Origin of the sequence: Bacillus sp. NEAU-CP5 (assembly GCF_026420705.1) — a bacterium.
Classification (GTDB): domain Bacteria; phylum Bacillota; class Bacilli; order Bacillales; family Bacillaceae; genus Bacillus; species Bacillus velezensis.
In genome coordinates, this window is sequence record NZ_JAPMOV010000002.1 from 699,186 (window position 1) to 724,330 (window position 25,145).

The window sequence follows — 25,145 nt, forward strand, 5'->3', positions numbered from 1 at the left end:
CTCCTTTCTATTACGAGCCGACCGCAGTCTGTCTCTTTAATCCGTCTATATTGCAATCCAGCACCAATTGCCGGTTCACGGCGTTCAAATATGCTTTTGCAGAAGCTTCCAGAACATCCTGCGCGATTCCCCGCCCTGATGATTCTTTTCCGTTCACGGTCACTCTGACGTAAACCTGAGCCAGCGCGTCTTCGCCTTTCCGGTTGGATTGGATGCGGTAGTCTGTCAGTTCAATATTTTTATCGATGCAGCGCCCGAGCGTATTATAAACGGCTTCTACGCTGCCCGCCCCCGTTGCCGCCTCTTGCATCAGCTGTTCGTTTTCCTGATTTTTCAAAGAGACTGTTGCAGTCGGCACCTGAGACGTCCCGTAATGCACTTGCAGAGACAAAAATTCATAGCCGATTTTTTTGTCCGTCACTTTTTCTTCTAAAATAAGAGAAATCAAGTCATCATCAGTGATTTCTTTTTTCTTTTCGGTCAGTTCTTTAAACATCGTAAAATATTTATTGATTTCATCACTATCAAACTGGAATCCAAGCGTATTCAGGCGGTCTTTGAACGCGTGGCGCCCGGAATGCTTTCCGAGTACAAGTGCATCAGCAGTCACGCCGACAAGTTCCGGTGAAATGATTTCATATGTTGATTTTTCTTTCAGGAAACCGTCTTGGTGAATGCCGGACTCATGTGCGAAAGCGTTATCTCCGACGATTGCTTTGTTGCGGGGAACGGCCATACCCGTCAGTTTGCTGACAAGATCACTCGTCCGCTTCAATTCATGAAGATTGAGAGATGAATCGGCTTGATGCGCGTCATTTCTGACATGAAGCGCAACGGCGATTTCCTCTAGCGCGGCGTTCCCGGCTCTTTCTCCTATGCCGTTAATGGCGCATTCAATTTGATCAGCGCCGTTCTCAATTGCTGAAAGTGAGTTGGCAACCGCCATTCCGAGATCATCGTGGCAATGGGCTGAGAGCTTTACCCGGCTGATATTCGGAACGTGTTCCTTCATATATTTAAAGATGTTTCCGTATTCAGCCGGCGTCAGGTAACCTACAGTGTCCGGCAGGTTGATGACGCTCGCGCCGGCATCAATCACTTTTTCTACGATTTCAGCCAGAAACGGAAGTTCTGTGCGGCATGCGTCTTCTGCTGACCATTGAACGATCGGAAAGCGTTCTTTTGCATACTTCACCATTTCAACCGCTTTTTCCTTAACCTCTTCCCGCGTCATTTTCAGCTTATGCTTCAGATGAATGTCAGAGGTGGCGATAAAGATGTGAATCCGCGGGCTGGCCCCGTCTTTCAGCGCTTCCCAGGCTGCGTCGATGTCACCTTTGACAGATCGGGCAAGCCCTGTTACCGAACAATTTTTAATCGTTCTTGCGATTTCCTGCACGGCTAAAAAATCACCTCGGGATGAAGCGGGAAATCCCGCTTCAATAATGTCCACCCCGAGTCTTTCAAGCTGCTTGGCTATCGCCAGTTTCTCCCGGGAATTGAGGTTGACCCCGGGGGATTGTTCACCGTCACGAAGGGTCGTGTCGAAAACATTAATTTTGCGCAACGGAGACCACCGCTTCCTTCTTTTTGCCTTGTTTGACAAACGGCATCATTTCACGAAGCTGTCTGCCGACCTTTTCAATCTGATGCTCGTTTTCACTTGCATTGATCGCATTGAAACGAGGACGGTTCACTTGGTTTTCCACGATCCATTCTTTTGCGAATGTACCGTTTTGAATATCTGTTAATATTTGTTTCATCGATTCTTTTACCTTCGCATCGACTACACGCGGTCCTGATACAAAATCTCCCCATTGAGCCGTATCGGAGATAGAGTATCTCATGCCCGCCAATCCTTCTTCATACATCAAGTCTACGATCAGCTTCAGTTCGTGCAGACACTCGAAGTATGCGAGTTCAGGCTGGTATCCGGCTTCTGTCAGCGTTTCAAAACCCGCTTTGACAAGCGCCGTTAAACCTCCGCACAGAACAGCCTGCTCACCGAACAAATCCGTTTCCGTTTCTTCCTTAAATGTTGTTTCAAGAACGCCCGCACGCGCTCCGCCGATTCCTTTTGCATAAGCAAGAGCCGTATCTTTCGCTTCGCCTGATACATCCTGGTAGATGGCAAACAATGCCGGTACGCCCGCGCCTTGTTCATATGTTCTTCTGACAAGGTGTCCCGGTCCTTTAGGGGCGACAAGGAATACATCCACATCAGCAGGAGGCACGATCTGATGGAAATGGACGTTAAATCCGTGTGCGAATACCAATGACTTGCCCGCCGTCAATTCATCTTTGATTTCAGCTTCATATACTTTTTGCTGCTGTTCATCCGGAAGAAGAACCATAATGATATCAGCCTGGGCAGCCGCTTCTCTTACCGAAAAGACTTTATGACCGTCTTCTTGGGCCTGTGTAAATGATTTTCCTTGTCTGACGCCGACAATGACATCAATTCCGCTTTCTTTTAAGTTCAGCGCGTGTGCATGACCTTGTGAACCGTAACCGATAATCGCTACTTTTTTACCCGCCAATACGTTCTCTTTGATATCACCGTTATAATATACTTTTACCATTTTAATCTCTCCCTTTTTTGTGTTATACAATTGAAATTGTTTTATTGGATGACGCCTTCTGCTGGGTTCCCCTCGCAAAAGCCGTTGTGCCCGTTCTCGCGATTTCTTTAATGCCGTAAGGTTTGAGAAGCTCTATGAGCGCTTCGATTTTATTAGATTCGCCGGTAACCTGAACGACGATGCTGTCTCTTGAGACATCAACGACGGAAGCTCTGAACGGCTCAATGATTCCATTGATTTCCGTTCTGGCCGACGGTGCGGAAACAACTCTGATTAATGCCAGCTCACGCTGTACAATCGATTGGTTTGTAATATCCGTCACTTTCAGGACGTCAATTTGTTTGTTAAGCTGCTTTGTCAGCTGCTCTACGTCATTTTCGCCTTCCACATGGACGACAAATGTAATCCTTGAAACACCGCTTGTTTCCGTGTGGCCTACAGTGATGCTTTCGATATTATAGTGTCTTTTTGTAAACAGGCCGGTGATCCGGTTTAATACTCCCGAGCGGTTGACCACCGTTAATGTGATAATGCGTTTCAAGGTTTCACCCCCACCATTTCATGAAGTCCTTTACCCGGCGCAATCATCGGGAATACTTTTTCGCTTTTGGCGACCCGGACGTCAATAACGGCCGGTTCTTTTGATGAAAGCGCCTTTTTAAGCTCTTCTTCCGCCTCTTCTTCCGATGAAATCCGGATGCCTTTAATGCCGTAGGCTTCTGACAATTTGACAAAGTCAGGCTGCGCCGAGAATTTGGATTCAGAGTAGCGTTCTTCATAGAAGATTTCCTGCCACTGTCTGACCATGCCCAGACATTCGTTGTTCAAGATAACCACTTTGACAGGAAGATTCAGCTGCCGGATGACATCTAATTCCTGAAGGGTCATCTGAAAACCGCCGTCTCCGAGGATGGCAACGACCGTGGCGTTACGGTCAGCCAGCTGTGCTCCGATAGCCGCCGGAAGGCCGAAGCCCATTGTGCCGAGCCCCCCCGAGGTCACCCACTTATCAGCCTTTCGGAAAGGATAAAACTGAGCCGCCCACATCTGGTGCTGGCCGACATCCGTCGCCACAATCGCCTCTCCGTTTGTGAATTGGTGAATATACTCAATCAGCTTTTGGGGTTTCAAGCCCTCTTCTCTGTTGTCTGTATACCAAAGCGGATATTCTTCTTTCCATTCTGAAAGCTGCTGTTTCCATTCCTCTGTCTGTCCCTGTTTTCCGTTTTGCTTCAATAATTCCTGAAGGACGATTTTACTGTCGCCGACCACCGGAATCTGCGTTTCAATAATTTTTCCGATTTCAGCAGGATCAATATCGATATGCGCTACTTTGGCCGATTTTGCAAAATGCTGCAGATTTCCGGTCACACGATCATCGAACCGCGCTCCGATGCTGATCAACAAATCACAGTGGTAAAGCGCCATGTTCGCTGTGTATGTGCCGTGCATCCCCGCCATTCCCAGAAATAGAGGATGGTCTGCCGGGAAACCGCCCAGACCGAGAAGCGTGTGCGCTACCGGAATTTGCTGCTGTTCAACATAATTTTTTAAATCTTCTGAAGCTTTACCGTGCAAAACACCCGCTCCGGCTAAAATAACCGGCTTTTTCGCACTGCTGACAGCTTCTACGAGCTTTCGAATCTGCAGATAGTTAGGCTCTTTTACCGGCTGATAACCCGGAAGGCTGATCTCATGATCATATCTGAACTCTCCTTCAAATGCTGCGACATCCTTCGGTATATCAATTAATACCGGGCCCGGTCTTCCCGTCGTGGCGATATGGAACGCCTCTTTAATTACACGGGGGAGATCTTCCGGACGGCGGACTTGGTAGCTGTGTTTCGTAATCGGCATCGTAATTCCTAAAATGTCGGCTTCCTGGAAAGCGTCGCTGCCGATGACCGAAGTGGCCACCTGCCCGGTAAACACTACGAGCGGCAGTGAATCAATCATCGCATCCGCAAGACCGGTAACTAAATTTGTCGCGCCGGGTCCTGAGGTTGCAATCACAACCCCCGGCTTTCCGGAGATTCGCGCATACCCTTCTGCCGCGTGAATCGCGCCTTGCTCGTGGCGGGGCAGGATGTGGACCAGCCCTGATTGATACAGTTTATCGTAAATCGGAAGGACGGCTCCCCCCGGATAGCCGAAGATCATCTCGACATTTTCTTTCTTTAATGATTCAATCAGCATCAGAGCCCCGTTCATTGTTTTTGTACAATCGGCAGACAAAGAATCCGCCTGTACATTTGTGCCCATTTTCAGTTCCTCCTTTTCAATGTTCCCTTCTAAAATCCAATTCATAAAACGCAGCGCCGGCTGACGCAAATAAAAAAGCCTTCCCACCCACATTCAGCCAAGCATTTCATGCGATAGCCAAAAGGGGCGAAAAGGCTTTGCTCTCCGCGGTACCACCCTTGTTTACGGTCATATGCAGACCGTCTCTTGGATAATGAATATCCGTTTTGATAACGAGTAAACATTGCGTTCACTCGGCCGAGTCCTACTCTTCATATTTCAGACCGGCACTCTGAGGGGAGTTCACTTTGATTTGTTTTACCGGCTCTCAGCGTTACCGGCTCTCTGTGAAAAACTTCAGCAAAGCTACTTATCCTCTTCTGCGCTTTTTATTATGGCAGCTCTTTTATTAAAAAAGAACCTTTATTTGTTTGTTTTTTCAGTGTTTTATGATTTTTCTTTTTAGCGTGAATCATTTATTTATTTTTGTTTGAACTCATATTACGCCCGTTTGCAGACAGTGTCAACAGCATTTTTATAATTATTAGATAATTTAGATTAATCAATCTACTTTGTATACGCTTTCATTACTGGTACAAAGGGATCTGTAAATATTAAAAGTTTTTATCATTTTTTTATTAATCTCTCAAGATTACATGAAATTTTTCCGTTCATATACGAATATGTCACATTTTATTACACGATTTTTCTCTGTCCTTCCGGCATGCTTGTCAGATATTCCGTTCGATTGAACAGGCTCTTTATACAGACTTACGCATACACTGTTCTTATCTCGTAAGAAATGAGTGATGTCATGAATAAGATGTTATCAGGCATGCAGGGCCTGCCTCCTGGATTTCCGCCTTTACCGGTCTTACCACCGCAGTCTTACTATCCTCCGGCCCCGATGCATACAGCACCATATCAAGGCGGCCCTTCTTTTCAGCAGGGATTCCCGTCATCCGGATACGGACAGCAGACCCCGCAAAGCACGCTGTCATTCGCCGGACAGCAATTCGTTCCGTACCCTTATACATCCGGGTACTACGGCCAAACCTTCAGTGACGTCGGCGGAAGCCTCGGCGCAGGGGTCCATCCCGGCGCGCTCGGAGGCGGTTTCAGCGGCCATGCCGGGGGCTTCAGCGCTCCGAGCGGATTCAGATGATACAAAAACCGGTCTCACACGGCCGGTTTCTTTTCATATTCACAGAGTATAACGGTCATTCCATTGATTCATTTCCTGCTCCGTATAGTAATCAGCCCTTGAACCTCAACAATGATTAAACCGCATTGAGTGATTAAAAATTGTTTCAGTTCCTCAAACAGCTCGTCTTTTCCGCAAAAGATCGTTTCTATATTGTGATTTTTATATGCAAATGCGTACTTCAAAAGCTAATTCCTCCTGCTGTCTTTCTATCATCAATCGACAAAACACATGATATAAATTAGATAATTTATCACTCAAGGGCGCCTTAAGTATCTTTATACATATATTTATTACGGTAAATATTACATTAAGTTTCATTTATATTAAAATTACTTTACAATTTTCATCAAATACGGAACTTTTGTTTCGTAAAATAAAAAATAAAATACAAAAAAACCTCAAACCCATTGTCAGGGCTTGAGGTTTTTTATACGTCCCAGGAGAGATTCGAACTCCCGACCGACGGCTTAGAAGGCCGTTGCTCTATCCGGCTGAGCTACTGGGACATGAAAAATAAATTGTTCTGCTGATCATTTTACCATGATATCAGCGAATTGACAATATAGTCATCCGATAAAAAAGGCCAGCGGCATCAGTTTTCACTCTGATGTCACCAGCTCTTTTTCTGTACGTCCCAGGAGAGATTCGAACTCCCGACCGACGGCTTAGAAGGCCGTTGCTCTATCCAGCTGAGCTACTGGGACAGCTTTTGCTTTATGTATCAGCGACAAGATTTATTATATACAGGTTCAAATCATAAGTCAATATTTTTTTAAAAACTTTTGATGGGGAAGAATGAAATCTCCCCCATCACTTGTTAAAAACTGATTGTATTCCCCAAGTCCTTCAATTCCCGACCCGTTTCGTCGTAAAATGTCACGGCGCCTTCTCTTTCTGTAAGAGTAAGAATGGCATAGCTTTTCACATTGCGGACTCTCGGAAGACGGATGCTGCCCGGATTAATCAAAAGCTTGCCCCGGAGCACTTCACTCCCGGCAATATGTGAATGGCCGAAGCAGACGATATCCGCCCCAAGCTCTTCCGCCCGGTAAAAAACAGTTAAAAGTGACTGATTAATGCCGTGAAGATGCCCGTGAACGGCCAGAATTTTCTTTGAACCGGCGTCCAGAAGGAGTTCATCCTGAAATCCGCCGCCAAAGTCGCAATTGCCTTTCACCGTGTGATACGGCGTGAGTGCCGGATGTGCGGCGTCAAGCTCTGAATCACCGCAATGAATCATCAGATCCGCTTCGTCTTCGTGCCGCTTTGCAATCGTCTCCAGCTCGTCTTCAAGGCCGTGACTGTCACTTATTATCAGCACTTTCATTGCATACGCTCCCCCTTATGAATCAAGCAGCTTTGACAGTTTCTTGAGCGCCTCAGCCCTGTGGCTGATTTTGTTTTTCTCAGCGCTTGTCAGCTGGGCCATGGTTTTATCTTTATCTTTTACAATAAAAATGGGATCATAGCCGAACCCGTTATCCCCCTCGGGTCCTTCCGCAATATACCCTTCAACATGACCTTCGACCGTTTTTGTTTCCTGCCCCGGCATGCTGACGGCAAGGGCGCAGCGGAAACGGGCCGTGCGCTGCTCTTTTTCGATGCCTTTTAATTCTGACAGCACCTTGTCCATATTCGCCTTATCATCTTTTGCTTCTCCGGCATAACGGGCTGAATAAACGCCCGGTCTGCCTCCAAGGTTGTCCACCGATAAACCGGAGTCGTCTGCAATGACCATTTTGTTTACGGCTTTTGCCACGGCTTCCGCTTTTAAGATGGCGTTTTCTTCAAAGGTATGTCCGGTTTCTTCAATTTCTTCCGTAAATCCGATTTCCGCCAAAGAAGAGACGCTGTAGCCTTTCGGTTCGAGTATTTCCTTGAATTCTTTCACTTTTCCCTGATTATGTGTCGCAATAATGGCTTCTTTCACGGTGATCAGGCCTCTCTTTCTTATTTCAGTTCAGGCAATATTTCTCCCAGCACTTCTTTTTGCTTTTGAATAAGCGTCTGGATTCCTTTTTCGGCAAGACTTAACAGTCCGTTTAAATCTTCACGGGAGAATGTGGCTTCTTCGCCCGTCCCTTGAAGCTCTACAAAACGTCCGCTTCCCGTCATGATGATATTCATGTCGACTTCAGCCGCCGAATCCTCTTCATAATTCAGATCCAAAAGAAGGCCTTCTTCTTTATCCATCCCGACAGAAATGGCCGCGAGATACTCTGTCACAGGAGAGGTTTTGATAACGCCGCTTTTTACGAGTTTGCCGATCGCAATGGCCATTGCCAAGAAGGCGCCGGTAATGGAAGCCGTTCTTGTTCCGCCGTCAGCTTGAATGACGTCACAGTCGATCCAGATCGTCCGTTCGCCGAGCTTCTCCAAATCAACGACGGCCCGGAGCGCGCGCCCGATCAGCCGCTGAATTTCCATCGTTCTGCCGGAGACCTTTCCTTTTGAAGATTCTCTTATCGTTCTTTGATTCGTCGCGCGGGGAAGCATGCTGTATTCCGCTGTGATCCAGCCTTTTCCTCCGCCGCGTAAAAATGGCGGCACCCGGTCTTCCACAGATGCATTACAGATGACCTTCGTATTTCCCGCTGTAATTAAAACAGAGCCTTCCGGGTGAGTGATAAAATCCAAATCAAATGTGATAGGGCGCAGCTCATCGTGCTGTCTTCCGTCGTGTCTCATATTTTACCTCCGATTATATGTACATAAACCTTTTGTTCCGGATTGTGAATAAAGAAAGAGGCAGCCGGAACGCTAACCTCTTTTTTACTAGTATATCAAAAATCGCAAATTAAAAACTACCCGTATTCACTTGTGACGGCCTCGAAACAGGTTTTGAAAGGGATTCTCCTTTTTCATTCACCAGTTCTGATTTTCCGTTTACTTTTATAGAAACACTTTTGATCGACGGCTGTTCGGTTAACGTGAGGACGATGCTGTCCAGTACGCCCGATGACACCATTTTTGTTTTTTCGTCGGCGCTTCCGTAAATGGAGCTGTTAAAGTCCAGTGTAACCTGGCCGTCTTTTACTTTCGGCTTGCTGAGAAGCTTAACATCGTTATTAAAGTCCGTCAAAAGCCCGCTTGCTTTGCCCGGTCCGTCGGCGAGCTGTTCAACGGCAGCGGTGATGTCATTTGTTTCCGAATTGTCAATCCGCTTTGTGACAGGCACGTAGTATTCGCTCGTCTCTGTTTCCGCCAGATAATATACAGTCAGCGGGTGGGTGTCTGTCAGATCATTCACTCCGGCCGTTTCAATATTAATCCCGTCTTTTCTGCTTAAGTCGCCCGTAATCGGCGTGCCGCCCACAGGCATTTCTTTCAGCTCGTGCCCGTTGATTCTGATTTTGACTTTATCTATTGAGCTGAATTGGGTAAGCGTCCATGTAATCGATTGCAGGATTTTTTGTTCGTCTTCTTTTTTATAGTTTTTAAATTCCTTCGAAAAATCAGCGACGGCAGTGCCGTCTTTTTTAATATCGACATTTACCGTCGTATCCGCAGGGAGCACCGCTCTGAAGCCGTTCGGCAGGATTTCTGACACAGGCCCTCCCTGAACCAAATACTCAAGGGCCTGCTTTGCGGTTCCCTCACTGTTCGGAAGAGGCAGTGTCTGTGCTGCGACATAGCCGTTTTTATCAATCAGATACAGCTCTCGCATGACTGTATTGGCCGGCTGGTCGGCTTTAGAAGTGCCGTTTTTCTCTGACTGCTTTGGTTTTGCCTGAATTCCCGCTTCATCCTTTACATATGAAATGTCTTGAGGCGGGTCAATTTCCCCGGCTGTTTTATCGGATTGAAACAAACCGCATCCAGATAACACAAAAGCCGAAGTAAGACATGTTGCAGCAATGACTGCAGGTCCTTTTTTCAGCATACTTTTCCCTCCTAAGGCTGTTTGTACTATGATGTATACGAGCCCTGTCCGGGAAATAGACCGGGAAGCGCAAAAAAACCCGCCGTAAACAGCGGGTTTTTTTATTTATTTTCTGACCGGCTCTTGAAGGGAGATGCACTCGACATGGCCGATTTCGTGGCCGAACCAGTCTTCGGCAATTTTTGCGAAGCCGTTCCGCTCTCCCGTTGTAAGAAATTGATGCTCCGGTGCATGTTTCGATTGGTTTAACAAACCTTTATAAGACAAGATGGTGCTCACTTCTCTCGCCGTCTCGTCTCCGGAGGAAATGATTTTCACATGCTCTCCCATATAGTTCTGAATCGGATCTTTTAAAATCGGATAATGCGTACATCCTAAAATCAAGGTGTCAATTGATGTACCTTTTAAAGGCTCAAGCGATGCTTCAACCGCTTCCTCCGCTGATTCCTGAAGAAACCGTCCGCTTTCCACAAACGGTACGAGCAGCGGACAAGCCGTGTTCTCAACTTGAAGTTCTGCGTTTAATCCGAGCAGCGCCTGCTCATACGCTCTGCTTTTAATGGTATTGACCGTGCCGATGACGCCGATATGCTGGTTTTTCGTGACCTTTATCGCCGTTCTTGCACCCGGCTGAATGACGCCGACAACCGGAATATCCGTTTTGCGCTGAATATCCTCCAAGGCAATGGCCGTGGCCGTATTGCAGGCGATCACGAGCATTTTGATATGGTGGTTTTCCAGCAGGTAATCGGTCATTTCCCACGTGTATTGAAGAACTTCTTCTTCAGGACGCGGGCCGTACGGGCAGCGTTTTGTATCTCCCACATAGATGATATTTTCCTTCGGTAGCTGTCTCATGATTTCCTTAGCAACGGTTAACCCGCCAACCCCGGAATCAATGACTCCTATCGGCTGTTCCAACAAAATCGCCTCATTTTCTTTTCATTTCATGCTGCAGTTTCAATAATGATTTTTCGAAAGCGGCTGTTTCTTCTTCGGAAAATGTCGCAAACATATCCCGCAAATAAGCCTGTCTTTTCAAAATCACTTCTTGGATAATGCGCTCTCCTTCAGCGAGAAGATGAATTCTGACGACCCGTCTGTCAGCCGGGTCTTTGACCCGCTCGACAAGCTTATTTTTTTCCATGCGGTCTATCAGATCCGTCGTCGTGCTGCAAGCCAAATACATTTTGCCTGATAATTCGCCTATTGTCATATCCCCCAATTCATAAAGCCATTGAAGCCCCACGAATTGCGGCGGTGTAATTGCATATTGGTTAAGGATTTCTCTTCCTTTTTGTTTAATGATCGCAGCGATATGGCGGAGTGATTTTTCGATATCCGCAACATGCTCTACAGATTTTGATGTCATTTGTCCATCCCTCACTCAAGGATCTTTCTGGGCTATGCGCTCCGTGTCTATTTTCCTTCTTTTTTTAAGAAAATGCAAGACTGACGGAGAAAAAGGAAAACCGGGATTTTCACCGCATGCCCAACAGCCCGGGCGCCAACGCAAATAACCGGCTCCTTCTCGAAAAGAAGGAAAACCGGCAAGAATCAGAGCTCTAGCTCACCCATTCTAAGAAGCTCGACAACAGCTTGCGAACGCCCTTTCACACCTAATTTCTGCATGGCATTTGAAATGTGATTCCGTACAGTTTTTTCACTGATAAATAGCTCGCTTGCAATTTCCTTTGTTGTCTTGTCTTGAACGAGCAATTCGAATACTTCTCTTTCTCTTTTGGTCAGCAGCGGCTTTGATTGAAAATCTTTCTCCTTCAAGTATTGTAACCCTCCTTGCTAAGGTGAGAGCGAATCTGAAACGAATGGGTTTATATAGTCAAGATATCATATGTAAAGGGCGCTTCGGAGGTGACGTCTCTTAGAGAAATAGTTATCCGTTCAGGCGAGCAGAATGCCTTTCTCCCGCTCCGTCCAGCTGACCGCTTTGCCGCTTTCCTTCGACACTTGAACCATAACGACGGAACCTGTAAAGCACGGGAGGCCCGACTCATTTTCTCCAAGGTAATGAAGGGTGACGGACGCATTTCCGGCAGCGCTTGCTTTCACATAAATCCGCAGATTTTCATACGGCATCACCTGACGCATATAGTCGCACTGCTGGCTTGCGACGACCGTCATCGTTTCCGAGTTTTGCGCCGTCATGCCTCGCTGTTTAAAATAAGCGATCCGGGCTTCTTCAAAATAGATGAAAGGGGTTACATTATTCATATGGCCGAACATATCCGTTTCTGAAAAACGAACCGATACTTCAGTAAAGAAAGAAAACGACTGTCTCCATTCTTCAAACGGGATATCAATATATTGCGGTTGTTTCATCACCTTCAGCTCCTTATAAAAAAACCTCTCCCGTGCGGAAGAGGCTCTTTTTCTCTTTCTTATACTCTGTCGCTTCCGAAGAAATTACGGAATGCTTGTAAATTGGTATCTCTGTTCAAAGCAGCGATTGAAGTCGTAAGCGGAATGCCTTTCGGGCAGGATTGAACACAGTTTTGTGAATTCCCGCAATCTCCGAGGCCGCCGTCTGTCATTAACGCTTCTAAACGTTCTGCTTTGTTCATGGCGCCCGTCGGATGGGCGTTAAACAGACGCACTTGTGACATCGGGGCAGGCCCCATGAATTTCGACTTGCTGTTGACGTTCGGGCAGGCTTCGAGGCAGACGCCGCATGTCATGCATTTAGACAATTCATATGCCCACTGGCGGCGTTTTTCCGGCATTCTCGGCCCCGGTCCCAAATCGTAAGTTCCGTCAATCGGCACCCATGCTTTCACTTTTTTCAGTGAATCAAACATTCTGCTGCGGTCAACCTGAAGGTCACGGACAACCGGGAATGTTTTCATCGGCTTCAGACGGATCGGCTGTTCCAGCTTATCAATCAGCGCCGTGCATGACTGGCGAGGTCTCCCATTGATAACCATGGAGCAGGCGCCGCATACTTCTTCAAGACAGTTCATGTCCCATGCGACCGGAGTGGTTTTCTCTCCTTTTGCATTCACGGGATTTCTGCGGATTTCCATCAGGGCGGAAATCACGTTCAGATTCGGGCGGTAATTGATTTCGAATTCTTCATCGTATGGCGCGCTTTCGGGCGTATCCTGACGTGTAATGATAAACCGTATCTTTTTCTCACTCATGATTATTTCGCCACCTTCTTCTTCGAGTAGTCGCGTTTACGGGGCGCAATCAGTGATACATCGACATCCTGATATTCAAATTCCGGAGCTTCAAACGGACCGGCATGTTTAGCCATCGTCGTTTTGAGCCACTCATCGTCATTTCTTTCAGGGAAATCCGGTTTATAGTGCGCTCCCCGGCTTTCATTTCGGTTATATGCGCCGAGCGTGATGACTCTGGCAAGCTGAAGCATATTGGAGAACTGGCGTGTGAACATCGCCCCTTGGTTGCTCCATTTTGTCGTATCGTTGATATTGATTTTCTTAAAGCGTTCCATCAGCTCTTGGATTTTGTCATCCGTTTTCAAAAGCTTGTCGTTGTGGCGGACCACCGTGACGTTGGCCGTCATCCATTCTCCGAGCTCACGGTGAAGCACGTAGGCATTTTCGTCGCCGTCCATTTTCATAATATCGGCCCATTTTTCTTCTTCTTTTTTCACATAGGAATCAAATAATGAAGAAGACAGGTCTTCCGCTGATGTTTCAAGTCCGGAAACATATTTCACCGCATTCGGTCCGGCCACCATTCCACCGTAGATGGCGGAAAGCAGAGAGTTCGCCCCTAAACGGTTTCCTCCGTGCATTGAATAATCACATTCTCCCGCTGCGAACAGTCCGCGGATGCTTGTCATCTGATCATAATCAACCCACAGTCCGCCCATTGAATAGTGAACGGCAGGGAAAATTTTCATCGGAAGCTTGCGCGGGTCATCGCCCATGAATTTTTCATAGATTTCGATAATGCCGCCAAGCTTAACGTCAAGCTCTTTCGGATCTTTGTGCGACAGATCGAGATACACCATGTTTTCACCGTTGATGCCGAGTTTCTGATTCACGCACACGTCAAAGATTTCACGTGTCGCAATATCCCGCGGCACGAGGTTTCCGTAAGCCGGATATTTTTCCTCAAGGAAGTACCAAGGTTTTCCGTCTTTGTACGTCCAGACTCTTCCGCCCTCGCCGCGCGCCGATTCACTCATCAGACGCAGTTTATCGTCCCCCGGGATTGCTGTCGGGTGAATTTGGATAAATTCGCCGTTTGCATAATAAGCGCCCTGCTGATAAACGATTGATGCGGCAGATCCCGTGTTGATCATGCTGTTTGTTGATTTTCCGAATACGATTCCGGGTCCTCCCGTCGCCATAATAACGGCGTCAGAACGGAATGACTCGATTTGCATATTGGTCAGATTTTGGGCTACGATACCGCGGCACGTGCGCTCATCGTCAAGAACGGCGCCGAGGAATTCCCAGCCTTCATATTTTGTGACGAGACCTGCCACTTCATATCTGCGCACCTGCTCGTCCAGTGCGTAAAGAAGCTGCTGACCCGTCGTCGCTCCCGCGTAAGCGGTTCTGTGATGCTGTGTACCCCCGAAACGGCGGAAGTCCAAGAGCCCTTCCGGCGTTCTGTTAAACATAACCCCCATGCGGTCCAATAAGTGGATAATGGACGGCGCCGCTTCACACATCGCTTTTACAGGAGGCTGGTTTGCCAAAAAGTCGCCTCCGTATACCGTGTCATCAAAATGCTCAAACGGAGAGTCTCCTTCCCCTTTTGTGTTGACAGCTCCGTTTATCCCGCCCTGCGCGCAGACCGAGTGAGAGCGTTTGACCGGAACGATGGAAAACAATTTAACGGCCGTGCCTGATTCCGCTGCTTTAATTGTCGCCATGAGGCCGGCAAGACCCCCGCCGACTACGATAATGCTTGATTGACTCATGATAGCCCCTCTCCCTCTAGTAATCTAGTTCTCTTACACAAACGCAAAAATCGCTTTTAAACCTACGTATGAAAGCGCTAAAAATATAATCAGCGTCACGTAAGTCGAAATTCTTTGTGAACGCGGCGTGACCGTGATCCCCCATGTGACCGCAAAAGACCATAAGCCGTTTGAAAAGTGGAAAATGACCGATAAAACGCCTACAATGTAAAAACCGAGCATAAACGGCGAGCTCAGAATATTCGCCATCATATCGAAGTTGACTTCAGCGCCCATCTGCGCGGCAACCCGCGTCTGCCATACATGCCAGCTGACGAAAATAAGGGTGAGAATACCAGTGACACGCTGAAGCACAAACATCCAGTTTCTGAAATAACTGTAGTGGCCAGCGTTGTTTTTCGCAGTAAATGCTATGTACACACCGTAAACCGCATGATAAATTAAAGGTAAGAAAATAATAAAAATTTCTAACGCATACCTGAACGGCAGACTGTCCATAAAGCCGGCCGCCTTGTTAAACGCATCCGCTCCCCTTGCGGCAAATTGGTTGACGACTAAATGCTGGATCAAAAAGATGCCGACCGGAATAACACCGAGCAAGGAATGCAATCTTCGAAAATAAAACTCTCTGTTCCCAGACATTACTTTACCCCCTGTTTGATTTAAGTGCGAAATGTACTAAAATCTCTGCCCCCACTTCGTTTCAATTGTAAGCACTTTATTAAAATTTATTGACAATTTCATTTTACTCCTCCCTCAAAAGGGCGTCAAGAAAACGTGTACATAAATTATAATTTTCGGAATTGATTATCTGGAGGGAAAATTTTATTTTCCTGCGATATCTTTCTCACATTTTTTCGCGTGTTTTATAGGATCATCCTGTAATCCTCCCCCATGTTTAAGCTATAATAAACGAAGGAGAGAGGGGAATACATAATATGAAGAATAATTATGAAGCAGCTTTAGAACCTTTAACTGAACTCGACGTCAGCGCATACGGCTACGAATTAATCCGGGAAATCGTGCTTCCGGATATCCTCGGCCCGGAGCATTCATCCATGATGTATTGGGCGGGAAAACGCCTCGCCCGCAAATTTCCTCTTCAATCGTGGGAAGAAATCCCCGCCTTTTTTGAAAAAGCCGGCTGGGGAACTTTGACAAACGCAGGATCAAAAAAACAAGAACTGGAATTCGAACTGGAAGGACCGCTCGTATCCAGCAGGCTCAAACATCAGAAAGAGCCTTGTTTTCAGCTTGAAGCCGGTTTTATAGCCGAACAGATTCAATTGATGAACGATCAGATTGCAGAATCTTATGAACAGGTAAAAAAGAGAGCGGATAAAGTCGTCCTGACCGTAAAATGGGATATGAAGGACCCTGTATAATTGCAAAAAGGCGGTGACTCCAAGTCCCGCCTTTTTGCCTGCCCGTTTACACGGCAGACGGCTGTTTAGAAAGCTCAAACGCATCATGAAGCGCTTCGACCGCTTTCACCATATCATTTTCGCTGACAACCGCTGACACTTTTATTTCAGATGTGCTTACCATTTTGACTTGTACATTTTTTTCCGCCAGTACGGCAAACATGTCCGCGGCGACGCCGGGATTTGAAACCATGCCCGACCCGACAATAGAGACTTTCGCCAGTTTTCTTTCGGTTTCAATTTTTTCATAGTCAAGCGCGTTTTTATATTCTTCAAGCACGGCGACCGTTTGCGCGGCATCTTCCGTTTTCACTGAGAAAGAAATATCCGCTTCCCCATCGTCCGACTGTGTCTGAATAATAATGTCAACGTTGATGTTTCGTTTTGCCAGCGCGGTGAAGATTGTTGAAAGTGTTGTCAATCCGCTTGCAAGGCCTGTAACGGACACCCTCGTGATCTGGTCTTCAAATGCAATTCCTCTGACGATTAAATTCTGCTCCATTGATGATTCCTCCTCAATTAATGTTCCAGCTTCATGTTCTGTGCTTGACCGCACTTCTAAAGGCACTTGGTAGTTTTTCGCGAACTCAACCGCCCGCGGGTGAAGAACACCCGCTCCTAGATTTGCAAGCTCCAGCATTTCATCATAAGAAATTCCCGCCAGTTTTCTCGCTGACCGGACATACCGCGGATCTGTCGTAAATACGCCCGGAACATCTGTATAAATGTCGCATTTATCCGCTTCCAGCGCTGCTGCAAGAGCGACCGCCGTCGTATCGGAACCGCCCCGTCCGAGCGTCGTGATGCCTCCGTCTTCCGTTACGCCCTGAAAACCGGCAACGACTGTAATTTTGCCTTCTGCAAGCTGCGAACGAATCGCCGTGATATCAATATCCGTAATTCTCGCATTACCGTGAACGGCTTCCGTGCGGACACCCGCCTGCCAGCCCGTATAAGAGACGGCGTCATATCCTTTTTCCTGAAGCGCCATGGCCAAAAGCGAAATCGTGACCTGCTCTCCCGTAGACAAAAGCATATCCATCTCGCGTCTGCTTGGTTCAGATGTGATTTCAGCCGCGAGGTTAACGAGCGCGTCGGTTGATTTTCCCATTGCCGAAACGACGACTACGACATCATGGCCTTTTTGCTTTTCAGCAATGGCGCGATTTGCAGCATTTTGAATTTTTTCGGCAGAGCCGACGGAAGTGCCTCCGAATTTTTGTACGATAAGACCCATACTAGACCACCCTTTACATTTTGGTTCGTGCGGGTGAGGAGAAAAGAGCGTTTTGTCCACAATAAAAAAAGCAATGAGAGGAATAGCTCTCATTGCTTTTTCATATCATTACGATTGATTATGAACAACGAGATAGCCCTCCAAGAAAATGAATTCTTGACAGCCTTACATTTATTCAATGCAAGGCCAGCAAATCACACCGATGGGATGTGATACACTTCGGCGACGCTCCCCTTTCAGCCTTTTTCGCAGAATCCATCATTCTCCAAAGGCTTACTATTGAAGTTCGCACCTCTATCTTCACCATATAACACGATCTTATGAAATTAGTTCACATTCTAGCAGATTTTTCAGAAAAGCACAATACTATTTTTTTAATTTTTCAAACAGCAGCTGGGCCGCCGCGGCCGGCACCCCCGCTTTTTTGATATCGTCAAGGCTTGCTTCCTTCATCTTTTTGACAGATCCGAAATGTTTTAAGAGCATTTTTTTGCGTTTTTCGCCGATTCCGGGGATATCATCCAGAACGGATTGAAAGACGCTTTTTCCCCGGATCTGTCTGTGAAAGCTGATCGCAAAACGGTGAACTTCGTCCTGAATACGCTGAAGCAGGTAAAACTCTTGGCTGTTCCGCTCCAAAAACACCGGTTCAAGCGGGTCGCCGATCAAAAGGTTGGATGTTCGGTGTTTATCATCTTTCGCCAATCCCGCTACCGGGACATCAAGGCCGAGCTCATTCTCGAGCACGTCGCGCGCCGCGTTAATCTGCCCTTTTCCGCCGTCAATGATGATTAAATCCGGCAGGGGAAGGTTTTCGCGGAGCACCCTCGTGTACCTTCTTCTGACGACTTCCCTCATTGAACCGTAATCATCCGGCCCTGTTACGGTTTTAATTTTATATTTGCGGTATTCCTTTTTATTCGGTTTTCCGTCAATAAAGACAATCATGGCCGATACGGGGTTTGTGCCTTGAATATTGGAGTTGTCAAACGCTTCAATCCGATGCGGCGTGTAAATATTCAGTGCTTCGCCGAGCCGTTCGGCTGCACCGATTGACCGTTCCTCATCCCGCTCGATTAACGAGAATTTTTCCCGCAGGGCGATTTTCGCATTTTTGTGCGCAAGCAAAAGCAGCTCTTTTTTCGGGCCTTTTTTCGGCTGATGCACGGCGGTTTCCAACAGCTCGCTGATCATGTCCCTGTCAACGCTGTCAGGCACCAGAATTTCCTTAGGCAGAAAGTGATTGTTTTTGGAATAGAACTGGCCGATGAAGGTCAGAAACTCTTCGTCCGCTTCCTGATACATCGGAAACATGCTGACATCGCGTTCGATCAGTTTTCCTTGGCGAATGAAAAAGACTTGGACGCACATCCAGCCTTTATCGTAGGCATATGCAAACACATCGCGGTCCAGAAGGTCATTCATGGTCATTTTCTGCTTCTCCATCGTCGATTCGATGTGAGCAAGCTGATCGCGGAATTCTTTAGCCCGTTCAAATTCAAGCTTTTCCGCCGCCTCTGCCATTTTCGCTTCGAGCTCTTTTTTGATTTCGTTATGCCCTCCCTTTAAAAAACGGGTGATGTCTTCAACAATCTCGCGGTTTGTCTCCTCAGATATATCCTTTACACATGGAGCGAGGCATTGTCCGAGATGATAATAAAGACAGACGCGGTCCGGAAGCTTTGAGCATTTCCTGAGCGGGTAAAGGCGGTCCAGCAGTTTTTTCGTTTCCCGCGCCGCCTGCACATTCGGATACGGGCCGAAATAGCGTCCTTTGTCTTTTTTGACATTCCGGGTGACAATCAGCCGCGGATGGCGTTCATGGGTGATTTTAATAAAGGGATAGGTTTTATCATCTTTCAGCATGACATTGTATTTCGGATCGTATTTTTTAATCAGATTCATTTCCAAAATAAGCGCTTCAAGATTGGAGGAAGTCACGATATATTCAAAGTCCTCAATCTCCGTCACAAGCCGTTGGGTTTTTGCGTCATGAGAACCGGTGAAATAAGACCTCACCCTGTTTTTCAAGACTTTCGCTTTTCCCACGTAGATGACTGTTTTTTGACGGTCTTTCATTAAATAACAGCCCGGCTGATCGGGAAGGAGGGTCAGCTTTTCTTTCAGTTGTTTATTCATACGTTACCCTTCCTTACATTCATTTCTCGTGTCCATTCAGTGTATCACGAACATTTGTTTTTCTCCATTCTCAGCTTTTGGAAGATCAAAAAAGGCGATTCCCTTCAAAGGAATCGCCCTGCCGTAACGGAAGCTTTCAGCTTACAGATGTTTGTTTACAAGCTCTTCAAGAGCTTCTTTCGGTTTGAAACCGACAGATGTTTCAACGACTTCTCCGTCTTTCAATACGAGAAGTGTCGGGATGCTCATGACGCCGTATTTACCGGCAGTTTCTTGGTTTTCATCCACGTCGATTTTAACGATTTTCAGTTTGTCTCCCATTTCTTGATCAAGCTCTTCAAGAACGGGCGCGATCATTTTACAAGGTCCGCACCAAGGAGCCCAGAAATCAGCCAATACGACACCTTCACTTGTTTCAGCTGAGAACGATTGATCAGTTGCTTTTACGATAGCCATTTTGTTATTCCTCCAATTGTCAAATGATGATTTTTAGTATAGCATCTCCCATTCGTTCATGCTAATTTAATGCTTATATTATTTTCTCCCGAACCCGCCGGAAATAATCTTTTTTATACAGTGTATTATAACCGGGCGGCGGGCGTTCATAACTTAAGATGTGCCCGCAGGCAGCGTGATTAATACAACCGCCATCGGAGGAAGCTCCGCCTCAAGTTTTCCGCCCTTTTGAGCAAACCCGGAAAACGGCTTCGGTTTGACGTTTTCCGGACTGCTCAATGTATTATGGGCATTCATTTTTTCCGCGTGCAGAATCGTTCCCGAAGGCTTCCCTGTCTTTTTCATGCCCCGCAGTTCAATCTTCACATCAGCTTTGTGCAGATGATCGATATTGCAAATGCTGATATGTATGTCTCCGTTTTGCTGTTTGGACGCTGAAATGCTGACTTGCGGGAGCCGGCCGTCATTCCTTTCGTACCCGGCTGCTTTTGTTTCTGTCGCCAAAAGAGATGCGTCCTGATGCACCTTAAACATATCAAACACATGATACGTCGGCGTCAACAGCATTTCTTTCCCTTTTGTCAGGATCATTGCCTGAAGCACGTTGACGGTTTGCGCGATATTGGCCATCTGTACGCGGTCTGCGTGCTGATGAAAAATGTGAAAATGCGTGGCTGCGACAAGGGCGTCACGGATCGTATTCTGCTGATACAGAAAGCCCGGATTCGTGCCCGGCTCAGGATCAAGCCACGTGCCCCATTCATCAATGATCAGCCCGACTCTTTTTTCGGGATCGTACTGATCCATGATGGCACTGTGCCTTGTGATCAATTCATCCATATGCGCCGCTTTTTTCATCGTGATGAACCATTCATCTTCCGTAAACTCCGTCGCTGATCCTTTCCCCTTCCAGAAGTCGCCCGGTATTGTGTAATAATGAAGGCTCAGCCCGTCCATGAGATCAGCGGCTTTTTTCATTAAAGTTTCAGTCCAGCGGTAATCGTCGACATTCGCGCCGCCGGCAATTTTATAGATTTCATTACCGCTGTAATTGCGGACATAGGTTTGAAAGTTTCTGTAAAGGTCGGCATAATACTCAGGATGCATGTTTCCGCCGCAGCCCCAGTTCTCATTTCCTATTCCGAAATATTTCAGCTTCCACGGTTTTTCCCGCCCGTTTTCTTTTCTCCAGTCGGACATCGGCGTGCCCGCTTCAAACGTCATGTATTCAATCCAATCAGCCATTTCTTTAACCGTTCCGCTGCCGACGTTTCCGGCGATGTACGGTTCGCAGCCGAGCAGTTCACAAAGCATCATAAACTCGTGCGTGCCGAATTCATTGGAATCAATCGTCCCGCCCCAATGGGTATTCAGCATGGTTTTGCGTTTCCCTACGCCGTTTGCCCAATGGTATTCATCTGCAAAACAGCCGCCCGGCCATCTGAGGACGGGAATCTGAAGCTGTTTGAGGGCGTCGGCGACATCCGTCCTGATCCCGCCGGTATTCGGAATATCGGAATCTTTTCCGACCCAGATGCCCTCATATATGCCTCTTCCCAGATGTTCCGCGAAATGTCCGTATATGTTTTTATTAATGGTTCCCCGTGTGATATCAGTTTGAATGACTGCCGTATTGTGAGACAAACTTGATCATTCCTTCCCCTTAATAAGAATGAAAGCACTAGAGACAATCTATCTGGGATGAATGCTGTATGGATAAGTTTGTAAGCGCTTTACAAAAGCTTATTACATTGGTTCGTACATGTCAATCCGTTGTTTTATTAATCTATAATTTGTCCGAACTAATTAACACAAATCAAAACCCTCTGACAAATAAGCCAGAGGGTTTTGATTATGAATGAATATTGGCATTTTTAAATTCCTGGGTCAGAAGCGGAACCACTTCGAACAAATCGCCGACAATTCCGTAGTCCGCTATTTTAAATATTTCTGCTTCCGGGTCTTTGTTAATGGCAACGATGACCTTACTGTTTGACATGCCCGCCAAGTGCTGAATCGCTCCGGAAATTCCGCAGGCGATATACAAATCCGGCGTGACGACTTTTCCCGTCTGGCCGATTTGAAGGGAATAATCGCAATAGTCCGCGTCACACGCGCCGCGTGAAGCGCCCACCGCTGCTCCGAGCACCTCGGCAAGTTCTTTTAACGGTTCAAATCCATCTTTGCTTTTTACACCGCGGCCGCCTGCTACGATAATTTTCGCTTCTGATAAATCCACGCCGTCCGCCGTTTTTTTGACTACTTCTTCAATGACCGTCCGCAAATCTGCCGGAGGTGCCGCAAGCTCTTCAATATCACCCGTCCGGTTCGCGTCTTTTTCTAATGCCTGAATATTATTCGGCCGAATTGTCGCCAAAATGAACGGATCGGTTGAAATCACCTGTTCAAAGGCTTTGCCCGAATAAATCGGTCTTGTAAAAACGATGTTGTCTCCGGTAACGCTTACATCCGTGCTGTCTGAGATCAGCCCCGTTTCAAACCGGGCCGCAAGCTTAGGTGACAAATCTTTTCCCATAGAAGTGTGGCCGAAAATGACCGCATCAGGCTTTTCATTTTCGATCAGATCCCCGAGAACCGCGGCATATCCGTCCGCCGTATACTGAGAAAGCCCCGGCGCATCGGCCGTAAATACTTTGTCGGCGCCGTACTGAATGAGTTCCGGTGCTGCATCAGCCGCGCCTTTTCCCATCAGTACGCCGATGACATCTCCTCCGCCGGAAATGGTTTTGCCTGCGGCTATGGCTTCAAAGGTGACGTTCCGTAAGGCGCCGTCACGAATTTCTCCGAGTACGATCACTTTTTTTCCCATTCTGACATCCCCCAGTTTCTTTAATATCGGTTTATACGACTTTGGCTTCTTTTCTCAGCAGTGACACAAGCTCTTTCGCCTGCTCAGCGGCTTCTCCTTCGATCAGTCTGCCCGCTTCTTTTTGCGGCGGCAGAAAACGTTCGATCGTTTTGAGCTTCGGTGCGGCTTCATCTTCATCAATGTCGAGATCATCGAGCTCAAGTTCTTCCAGCGGTTTTTTCTTCGCCTTCATAATGCCCGGAAGCGACGGATAGCGCGGCTCGTTTAAGCCTTGCTGTGCCGTGATGACTAAAGGAAGTGAGGTTTTAATGATTTCGGTATCCCCTTCATTGTCTTTCTCTGCCACAGCTTCATCGCCGCTGATTGTCAGTTTTGTGATCGTTGTGACGCAAGGAATGTTCAGCAGTTCGGCAAGCCTTGGAGCCACTTGGCCTGAACCGCCGTCAATCGCGACATTTCCGCCGAGAATCAGATCATATTCCCGGTCCTTGAAATAATGATATAAGATAGTTGAAATGGAGTATTGGTCAGGATCGCTCAGATCATCTTCAATATTGATTAACACCGCCTGGTCACAGCCCATCGCAAGGGCGGTTCTCAGTTCTTTCTCCGCATCTTCTCCGCCGACGGTTACAGCGGTAACGGTTCCGCCGTGCTCTTCCTTCAGCTGAATGGCTTCTTCAATGGCGTATTCATCATACGGATTAATGATAAATTCGGCCCCGTCCTCCTGAATCTTTCCTGCTTCAATGACGATTTTCTCTTCTGTGTCAAACGTCCGTTTCATCAGTACAAATAGATTCATAATCTTATCCCCTTTATCTTCGCCCACCGAATTGAGGCTTTCTTTTTTCGAGAAATGCCTGAATGCCTTCTTTTGCGTCATCTGATGCAAATGCTTCCCCAAAGCGCTTTGCTTCAAGCTTTAAGCCGCCGTCATAAGAATAGATCTTGTTTGAATAAAGGAGCTCAAGCAGATAAGCCATCGACTGCGGGCTTTTTTCCGCAAACTTGCCCGCGAGCGTTTTCGCTTTTTGCAGCAGCTCTTCCTCATGTTCGGCGCCTATCGTGATAAGGCCGAGGCTGAGCGCTTCTTCTCCGGTCACAGGTTCTGAAGTGCCGATCATTTCAAGCGCTTTCGCCGTACCGACGTACCGGGGAAGCCGCTGCGTCCCGGCAAAGCCCGGAATAATGCCGAGATTCAGCTCGGGCAGGCCGAGCTTTGCATCCAATGTAGCGATTCTGATATGGCAGGCCATGGCTAGCTCAAGACCGCCGCCGAGCGCAGCGCCGTGAATCGCTGCGATAACGGGCTTCGGAAACCCTTCAATTCTTTCCATCAGCTGCTGGCCTTTATCCGCCATGGCAGAAGATTGCTCAAGATTTTCAAGCGACGTAAATTCCTTTATATCGGCGCCCGCCGAGAAAAATTTTCCCTCACCGCGAATGATGATGCTTCTGACGCTGTCATCCGTTTCACACCGGTCGAACATACCGGACAACTCATCTAAAACCGCACCTGACAGCGCGTTGGCCGGCTGATGATTAATGGTGATCACCGCAACAGATTGTTCTACCGCCATCGAAAGGCTGTTCATCCGTCAACCCCCTTTAGTTTTGATGAATTCCTGACACCAACAGCTCCAATACCTTGTCTGACAAATCCGGAAGATCATATTTCTGATCGTTCATCACCCATGTTGTCACTGTTTCATCTATCGTCCCGAATATCATCTGCCGGGCGAGGCGGACGTCGAGATTGTCTTTCCATTCCCCCGACTTGATTCCTTCGGTCAAAATGGTGTCCAGCATGTTTAAATAACCTTTTAAAATATCATTGATTTTCAGGCGCAGCTTGATATTCGACTGTCTGAGCTCAAGCTGGGTCACAATCGCGAGGTGGCGGTCATTGCCGAGCAGTGTGAAATGCTGCTTAATAACGAGAGCGAGTTTTTCTTTTGCCGTCGTTTTTTCTTTCACTTCTTCTTCCATGCGTTCAATGAACTGGCCCATCTTTTCTTTAAAAAGAGAAATGAGTATATCCTCTTTGTTTTTGAAATATAAATAGATGGTGCCGTCCGCAACGCCGGCCTGCTTGGCGATTTTGGACACCTGTGATTGGTGATAGCCGTTTTCCGCTATGACTTCTACTGCTGCATCAATAATCTGCATATACTTTGGCCGTTTTTGGTTCAATGTCATCGTTCCTTCCTTCGATAAATGAA

At 47.1% G+C, this 25,145-nt stretch carries 25 protein-coding genes, 2 tRNA genes, 1 pseudogene, 1 riboswitch and 1 other annotated feature; of the genes and pseudogenes, 2 read left to right on the forward strand and 26 right to left on the reverse strand.

Going from position 1 to position 25,145, the window contains the following annotated elements; genetic code table 11:
- Positions 1-10: 10 nt before the first annotated feature.
- The 4 genes from OTK50_RS08640 to ilvB are packed head-to-tail and all read right to left on the reverse strand — an operon-like array spanning position 11 to position 4,844.
- Positions 11-1,567: a 2-isopropylmalate synthase gene (locus tag OTK50_RS08640; protein ID WP_007612906.1), complete on the reverse strand. Its 1,557-nt coding sequence runs from the start codon at positions 1,565-1,567 to the stop codon at positions 11-13.
- Positions 1,554-2,582: a ketol-acid reductoisomerase gene (gene ilvC / locus OTK50_RS08645; RefSeq protein ID WP_045208388.1), complete on the reverse strand. Its 1,029-nt coding sequence runs from the start codon at positions 2,580-2,582 to the stop codon at positions 1,554-1,556. The genes OTK50_RS08640 and ilvC overlap by 14 nt, the downstream gene beginning before the upstream one ends.
- 22 nt (positions 2,583-2,604) lie before the next feature.
- Positions 2,605-3,123, reverse strand: a complete 519-nt coding sequence (gene ilvN, locus OTK50_RS08650) for an acetolactate synthase small subunit (RefSeq protein WP_045208389.1) — start codon at positions 3,121-3,123, stop codon at positions 2,605-2,607.
- Positions 3,120-4,844: an acetolactate synthase large subunit gene (gene ilvB / locus OTK50_RS08655; protein ID WP_224223718.1), complete on the reverse strand. Its 1,725-nt coding sequence runs from the start codon at positions 4,842-4,844 to the stop codon at positions 3,120-3,122. Before ilvB ends, ilvN begins: the two co-directional genes overlap by 4 nt.
- Before the next feature lie 119 nt (positions 4,845-4,963).
- Positions 4,964-5,215, reverse strand: a binding site (T-box leader).
- Between the two features lie 422 nt (positions 5,216-5,637).
- On the opposite strand from ilvB, the gene OTK50_RS08660 reads away from it, so the two are divergent.
- Positions 5,638-5,988, forward strand: a complete 351-nt coding sequence (locus tag OTK50_RS08660; RefSeq protein WP_044801606.1) for a hypothetical protein — start codon at positions 5,638-5,640, stop codon at positions 5,986-5,988.
- Between the two features lie 39 nt (positions 5,989-6,027).
- On the opposite strand, the pseudogene OTK50_RS08665 reads toward OTK50_RS08660, so the two are convergent.
- The 14 genes and pseudogenes from OTK50_RS08665 to sdhC all read right to left on the reverse strand — a co-directional run bounded on the left by OTK50_RS08665 (position 6,028) and on the right by sdhC (position 15,476).
- A pseudogene (locus OTK50_RS08665) lies at positions 6,028-6,212 on the reverse strand (hypothetical protein).
- A gap of 250 nt (positions 6,213-6,462) precedes the next feature.
- A tRNA-Arg gene (locus tag OTK50_RS08670) sits at positions 6,463-6,536 on the reverse strand.
- Between the two features lie 124 nt (positions 6,537-6,660).
- A tRNA-Arg gene (locus OTK50_RS08675) sits at positions 6,661-6,734 on the reverse strand.
- Between the two features lie 113 nt (positions 6,735-6,847).
- On the reverse strand, positions 6,848-7,357 hold the full coding sequence (locus OTK50_RS08680) for a YfcE family phosphodiesterase (protein WP_224223719.1): 510 nt from the start codon (positions 7,355-7,357) through the stop codon (positions 6,848-6,850).
- 15 nt (positions 7,358-7,372) lie between these two features.
- Positions 7,373-7,969: an XTP/dITP diphosphatase gene (locus OTK50_RS08685; RefSeq protein WP_087920775.1), complete on the reverse strand. Its 597-nt coding sequence runs from the start codon at positions 7,967-7,969 to the stop codon at positions 7,373-7,375.
- 11 nt (positions 7,970-7,980) lie between these two features.
- Positions 7,981-8,718 (reverse strand): ribonuclease PH, encoded by a 738-nt coding sequence (rph, locus tag OTK50_RS08690; RefSeq protein ID WP_224223720.1) that lies wholly within the window; start codon positions 8,716-8,718, stop codon positions 7,981-7,983.
- A 109-nt stretch (positions 8,719-8,827) separates the two neighbouring features.
- Positions 8,828-9,913: a GerMN domain-containing protein gene (locus OTK50_RS08695; protein WP_014418573.1), complete on the reverse strand. Its 1,086-nt coding sequence runs from the start codon at positions 9,911-9,913 to the stop codon at positions 8,828-8,830.
- 105 nt (positions 9,914-10,018) lie between these two features.
- Positions 10,019-10,837, reverse strand: coding sequence for a glutamate racemase (gene racE / locus OTK50_RS08700; protein ID WP_012118125.1), 819 nt, complete (start codon positions 10,835-10,837; stop codon positions 10,019-10,021).
- 7 nt (positions 10,838-10,844) lie between these two features.
- A complete protein-coding gene (locus OTK50_RS08705) occupies positions 10,845-11,285 on the reverse strand; it encodes a MarR family winged helix-turn-helix transcriptional regulator (protein WP_003152580.1) in 441 nt (146 codons plus the stop codon).
- Positions 11,286-11,470: 185 nt separating this feature from the next.
- Entirely contained in the window at positions 11,471-11,695 is a 225-nt protein-coding gene (gene gerE, locus OTK50_RS08710; RefSeq protein WP_003152579.1) for a spore germination transcription factor GerE, read from the reverse strand.
- A 120-nt stretch (positions 11,696-11,815) separates the two neighbouring features.
- Complete coding sequence (locus tag OTK50_RS08715; RefSeq protein WP_007612938.1) at positions 11,816-12,253, reverse strand: acyl-CoA thioesterase; 438 nt, start codon at positions 12,251-12,253, stop codon at positions 11,816-11,818.
- A gap of 59 nt (positions 12,254-12,312) precedes the next feature.
- Complete coding sequence (gene sdhB / locus OTK50_RS08720) at positions 12,313-13,071, reverse strand: succinate dehydrogenase iron-sulfur subunit (RefSeq protein WP_003152575.1); 759 nt, start codon at positions 13,069-13,071, stop codon at positions 12,313-12,315.
- 2 nt (positions 13,072-13,073) lie between these two features.
- Positions 13,074-14,834 (reverse strand): succinate dehydrogenase flavoprotein subunit, encoded by a 1,761-nt coding sequence (gene sdhA, locus OTK50_RS08725; protein WP_003152573.1) that lies wholly within the window; start codon positions 14,832-14,834, stop codon positions 13,074-13,076.
- Between the two features lie 33 nt (positions 14,835-14,867).
- A complete protein-coding gene (gene sdhC / locus OTK50_RS08730; protein ID WP_038459406.1) occupies positions 14,868-15,476 on the reverse strand; it encodes a succinate dehydrogenase cytochrome B558 in 609 nt (202 codons plus the stop codon).
- Positions 15,477-15,772: 296 nt separating this feature from the next.
- Here sdhC and OTK50_RS08735 point away from each other — a divergent pair, with 296 nt between their 5' ends.
- Complete coding sequence (locus OTK50_RS08735) at positions 15,773-16,219, forward strand: YslB family protein (protein WP_007612940.1); 447 nt, start codon at positions 15,773-15,775, stop codon at positions 16,217-16,219.
- A 46-nt stretch (positions 16,220-16,265) separates the two neighbouring features.
- Here OTK50_RS08735 and OTK50_RS08740 read toward each other — a convergent pair whose 3' ends face one another.
- The 8 genes from OTK50_RS08740 to OTK50_RS08775 form a co-directional block, all read right to left on the reverse strand.
- The gene (locus tag OTK50_RS08740) at positions 16,266-17,495 is read right to left on the reverse strand and encodes an aspartate kinase (RefSeq protein ID WP_032873773.1); all 1,230 of its coding nucleotides are present in this window, start codon (positions 17,493-17,495) and stop codon (positions 16,266-16,268) included.
- A gap of 125 nt (positions 17,496-17,620) precedes the next feature.
- Positions 17,621-17,800: riboswitch (Lysine riboswitch) on the reverse strand.
- 61 nt (positions 17,801-17,861) lie between these two features.
- Positions 17,862-19,634 carry an excinuclease ABC subunit UvrC gene (uvrC, locus tag OTK50_RS08745; RefSeq protein WP_045208392.1) on the reverse strand — a complete coding sequence of 591 codons (1,773 nt, stop codon included), beginning with the start codon at positions 19,632-19,634 and terminating at the stop codon, positions 17,862-17,864.
- A 141-nt stretch (positions 19,635-19,775) separates the two neighbouring features.
- Complete coding sequence (gene trxA / locus OTK50_RS08750; RefSeq protein ID WP_003152560.1) at positions 19,776-20,090, reverse strand: thioredoxin; 315 nt, start codon at positions 20,088-20,090, stop codon at positions 19,776-19,778.
- 153 nt (positions 20,091-20,243) lie between these two features.
- Positions 20,244-21,734 carry an alpha-N-arabinofuranosidase gene (locus tag OTK50_RS08755; RefSeq protein ID WP_045208394.1) on the reverse strand — a complete coding sequence of 497 codons (1,491 nt, stop codon included), beginning with the start codon at positions 21,732-21,734 and terminating at the stop codon, positions 20,244-20,246.
- A gap of 208 nt (positions 21,735-21,942) precedes the next feature.
- Positions 21,943-22,920, reverse strand: coding sequence for an electron transfer flavoprotein subunit alpha/FixB family protein (locus tag OTK50_RS08760; protein WP_032873765.1), 978 nt, complete (start codon positions 22,918-22,920; stop codon positions 21,943-21,945).
- Between the two features lie 31 nt (positions 22,921-22,951).
- The gene (locus OTK50_RS08765; protein WP_007612949.1) at positions 22,952-23,725 is read right to left on the reverse strand and encodes an electron transfer flavoprotein subunit beta/FixA family protein; all 774 of its coding nucleotides are present in this window, start codon (positions 23,723-23,725) and stop codon (positions 22,952-22,954) included.
- Between the two features lie 13 nt (positions 23,726-23,738).
- A complete protein-coding gene (locus OTK50_RS08770) occupies positions 23,739-24,518 on the reverse strand; it encodes an enoyl-CoA hydratase (RefSeq protein ID WP_045208396.1) in 780 nt (259 codons plus the stop codon).
- A 13-nt stretch (positions 24,519-24,531) separates the two neighbouring features.
- On the reverse strand, positions 24,532-25,116 hold the full coding sequence (locus OTK50_RS08775; protein WP_007408119.1) for a TetR/AcrR family transcriptional regulator: 585 nt from the start codon (positions 25,114-25,116) through the stop codon (positions 24,532-24,534).
- Between the last annotated feature and the right edge of the window lie 29 nt (positions 25,117-25,145).

What these genes read in the sequence shown, in the direction of transcription:
- ilvC (WP_045208388.1), bottom strand. Translation starts at nt 2,582, where the DNA reads ATGGTAAAAGTATATTATAACGGTGATATCAAAGAGAACGTATTGGCG.
- ilvB (WP_224223718.1), bottom strand. Translation starts at nt 4,844, where the DNA reads ATGGGCACAAATGTACAGGCGGATTCTTTGTCTGCCGATTGTACAAAA.
- OTK50_RS08660 (WP_044801606.1), top strand. Translation starts at nt 5,638, where the DNA reads ATGAATAAGATGTTATCAGGCATGCAGGGCCTGCCTCCTGGATTTCCG.
- OTK50_RS08680 (WP_224223719.1), bottom strand. Translation starts at nt 7,357, where the DNA reads ATGAAAGTGCTGATAATAAGTGACAGTCACGGCCTTGAAGACGAGCTG.
- rph (WP_224223720.1), bottom strand. Translation starts at nt 8,718, where the DNA reads ATGAGACACGACGGAAGACAGCACGATGAGCTGCGCCCTATCACATTT.
- OTK50_RS08695 (WP_014418573.1), bottom strand. Translation starts at nt 9,913, where the DNA reads ATGCTGAAAAAAGGACCTGCAGTCATTGCTGCAACATGTCTTACTTCG.
- OTK50_RS08705 (WP_003152580.1), bottom strand. Translation starts at nt 11,285, where the DNA reads ATGACATCAAAATCTGTAGAGCATGTTGCGGATATCGAAAAATCACTC.
- OTK50_RS08715 (WP_007612938.1), bottom strand. Translation starts at nt 12,253, where the DNA reads ATGAAACAACCGCAATATATTGATATCCCGTTTGAAGAATGGAGACAG.
- sdhB (WP_003152575.1), bottom strand. Translation starts at nt 13,071, where the DNA reads ATGAGTGAGAAAAAGATACGGTTTATCATTACACGTCAGGATACGCCC.
- sdhA (WP_003152573.1), bottom strand. Translation starts at nt 14,834, where the DNA reads ATGAGTCAATCAAGCATTATCGTAGTCGGCGGGGGTCTTGCCGGCCTC.
- sdhC (WP_038459406.1), bottom strand. Translation starts at nt 15,476, where the DNA reads ATGTCTGGGAACAGAGAGTTTTATTTTCGAAGATTGCATTCCTTGCTC.
- OTK50_RS08735 (WP_007612940.1), top strand. Translation starts at nt 15,773, where the DNA reads ATGAAGAATAATTATGAAGCAGCTTTAGAACCTTTAACTGAACTCGAC.
- OTK50_RS08740 (WP_032873773.1), bottom strand. Translation starts at nt 17,495, where the DNA reads ATGGGTCTTATCGTACAAAAATTCGGAGGCACTTCCGTCGGCTCTGCC.
- uvrC (WP_045208392.1), bottom strand. Translation starts at nt 19,634, where the DNA reads ATGAATAAACAACTGAAAGAAAAGCTGACCCTCCTTCCCGATCAGCCG.
- trxA (WP_003152560.1), bottom strand. Translation starts at nt 20,090, where the DNA reads ATGGCTATCGTAAAAGCAACTGATCAATCGTTCTCAGCTGAAACAAGT.
- OTK50_RS08760 (WP_032873765.1), bottom strand. Translation starts at nt 22,920, where the DNA reads ATGGGAAAAAAAGTGATCGTACTCGGAGAAATTCGTGACGGCGCCTTA.
- OTK50_RS08765 (WP_007612949.1), bottom strand. Translation starts at nt 23,725, where the DNA reads ATGAATCTATTTGTACTGATGAAACGGACGTTTGACACAGAAGAGAAA.
- OTK50_RS08770 (WP_045208396.1), bottom strand. Translation starts at nt 24,518, where the DNA reads ATGAACAGCCTTTCGATGGCGGTAGAACAATCTGTTGCGGTGATCACC.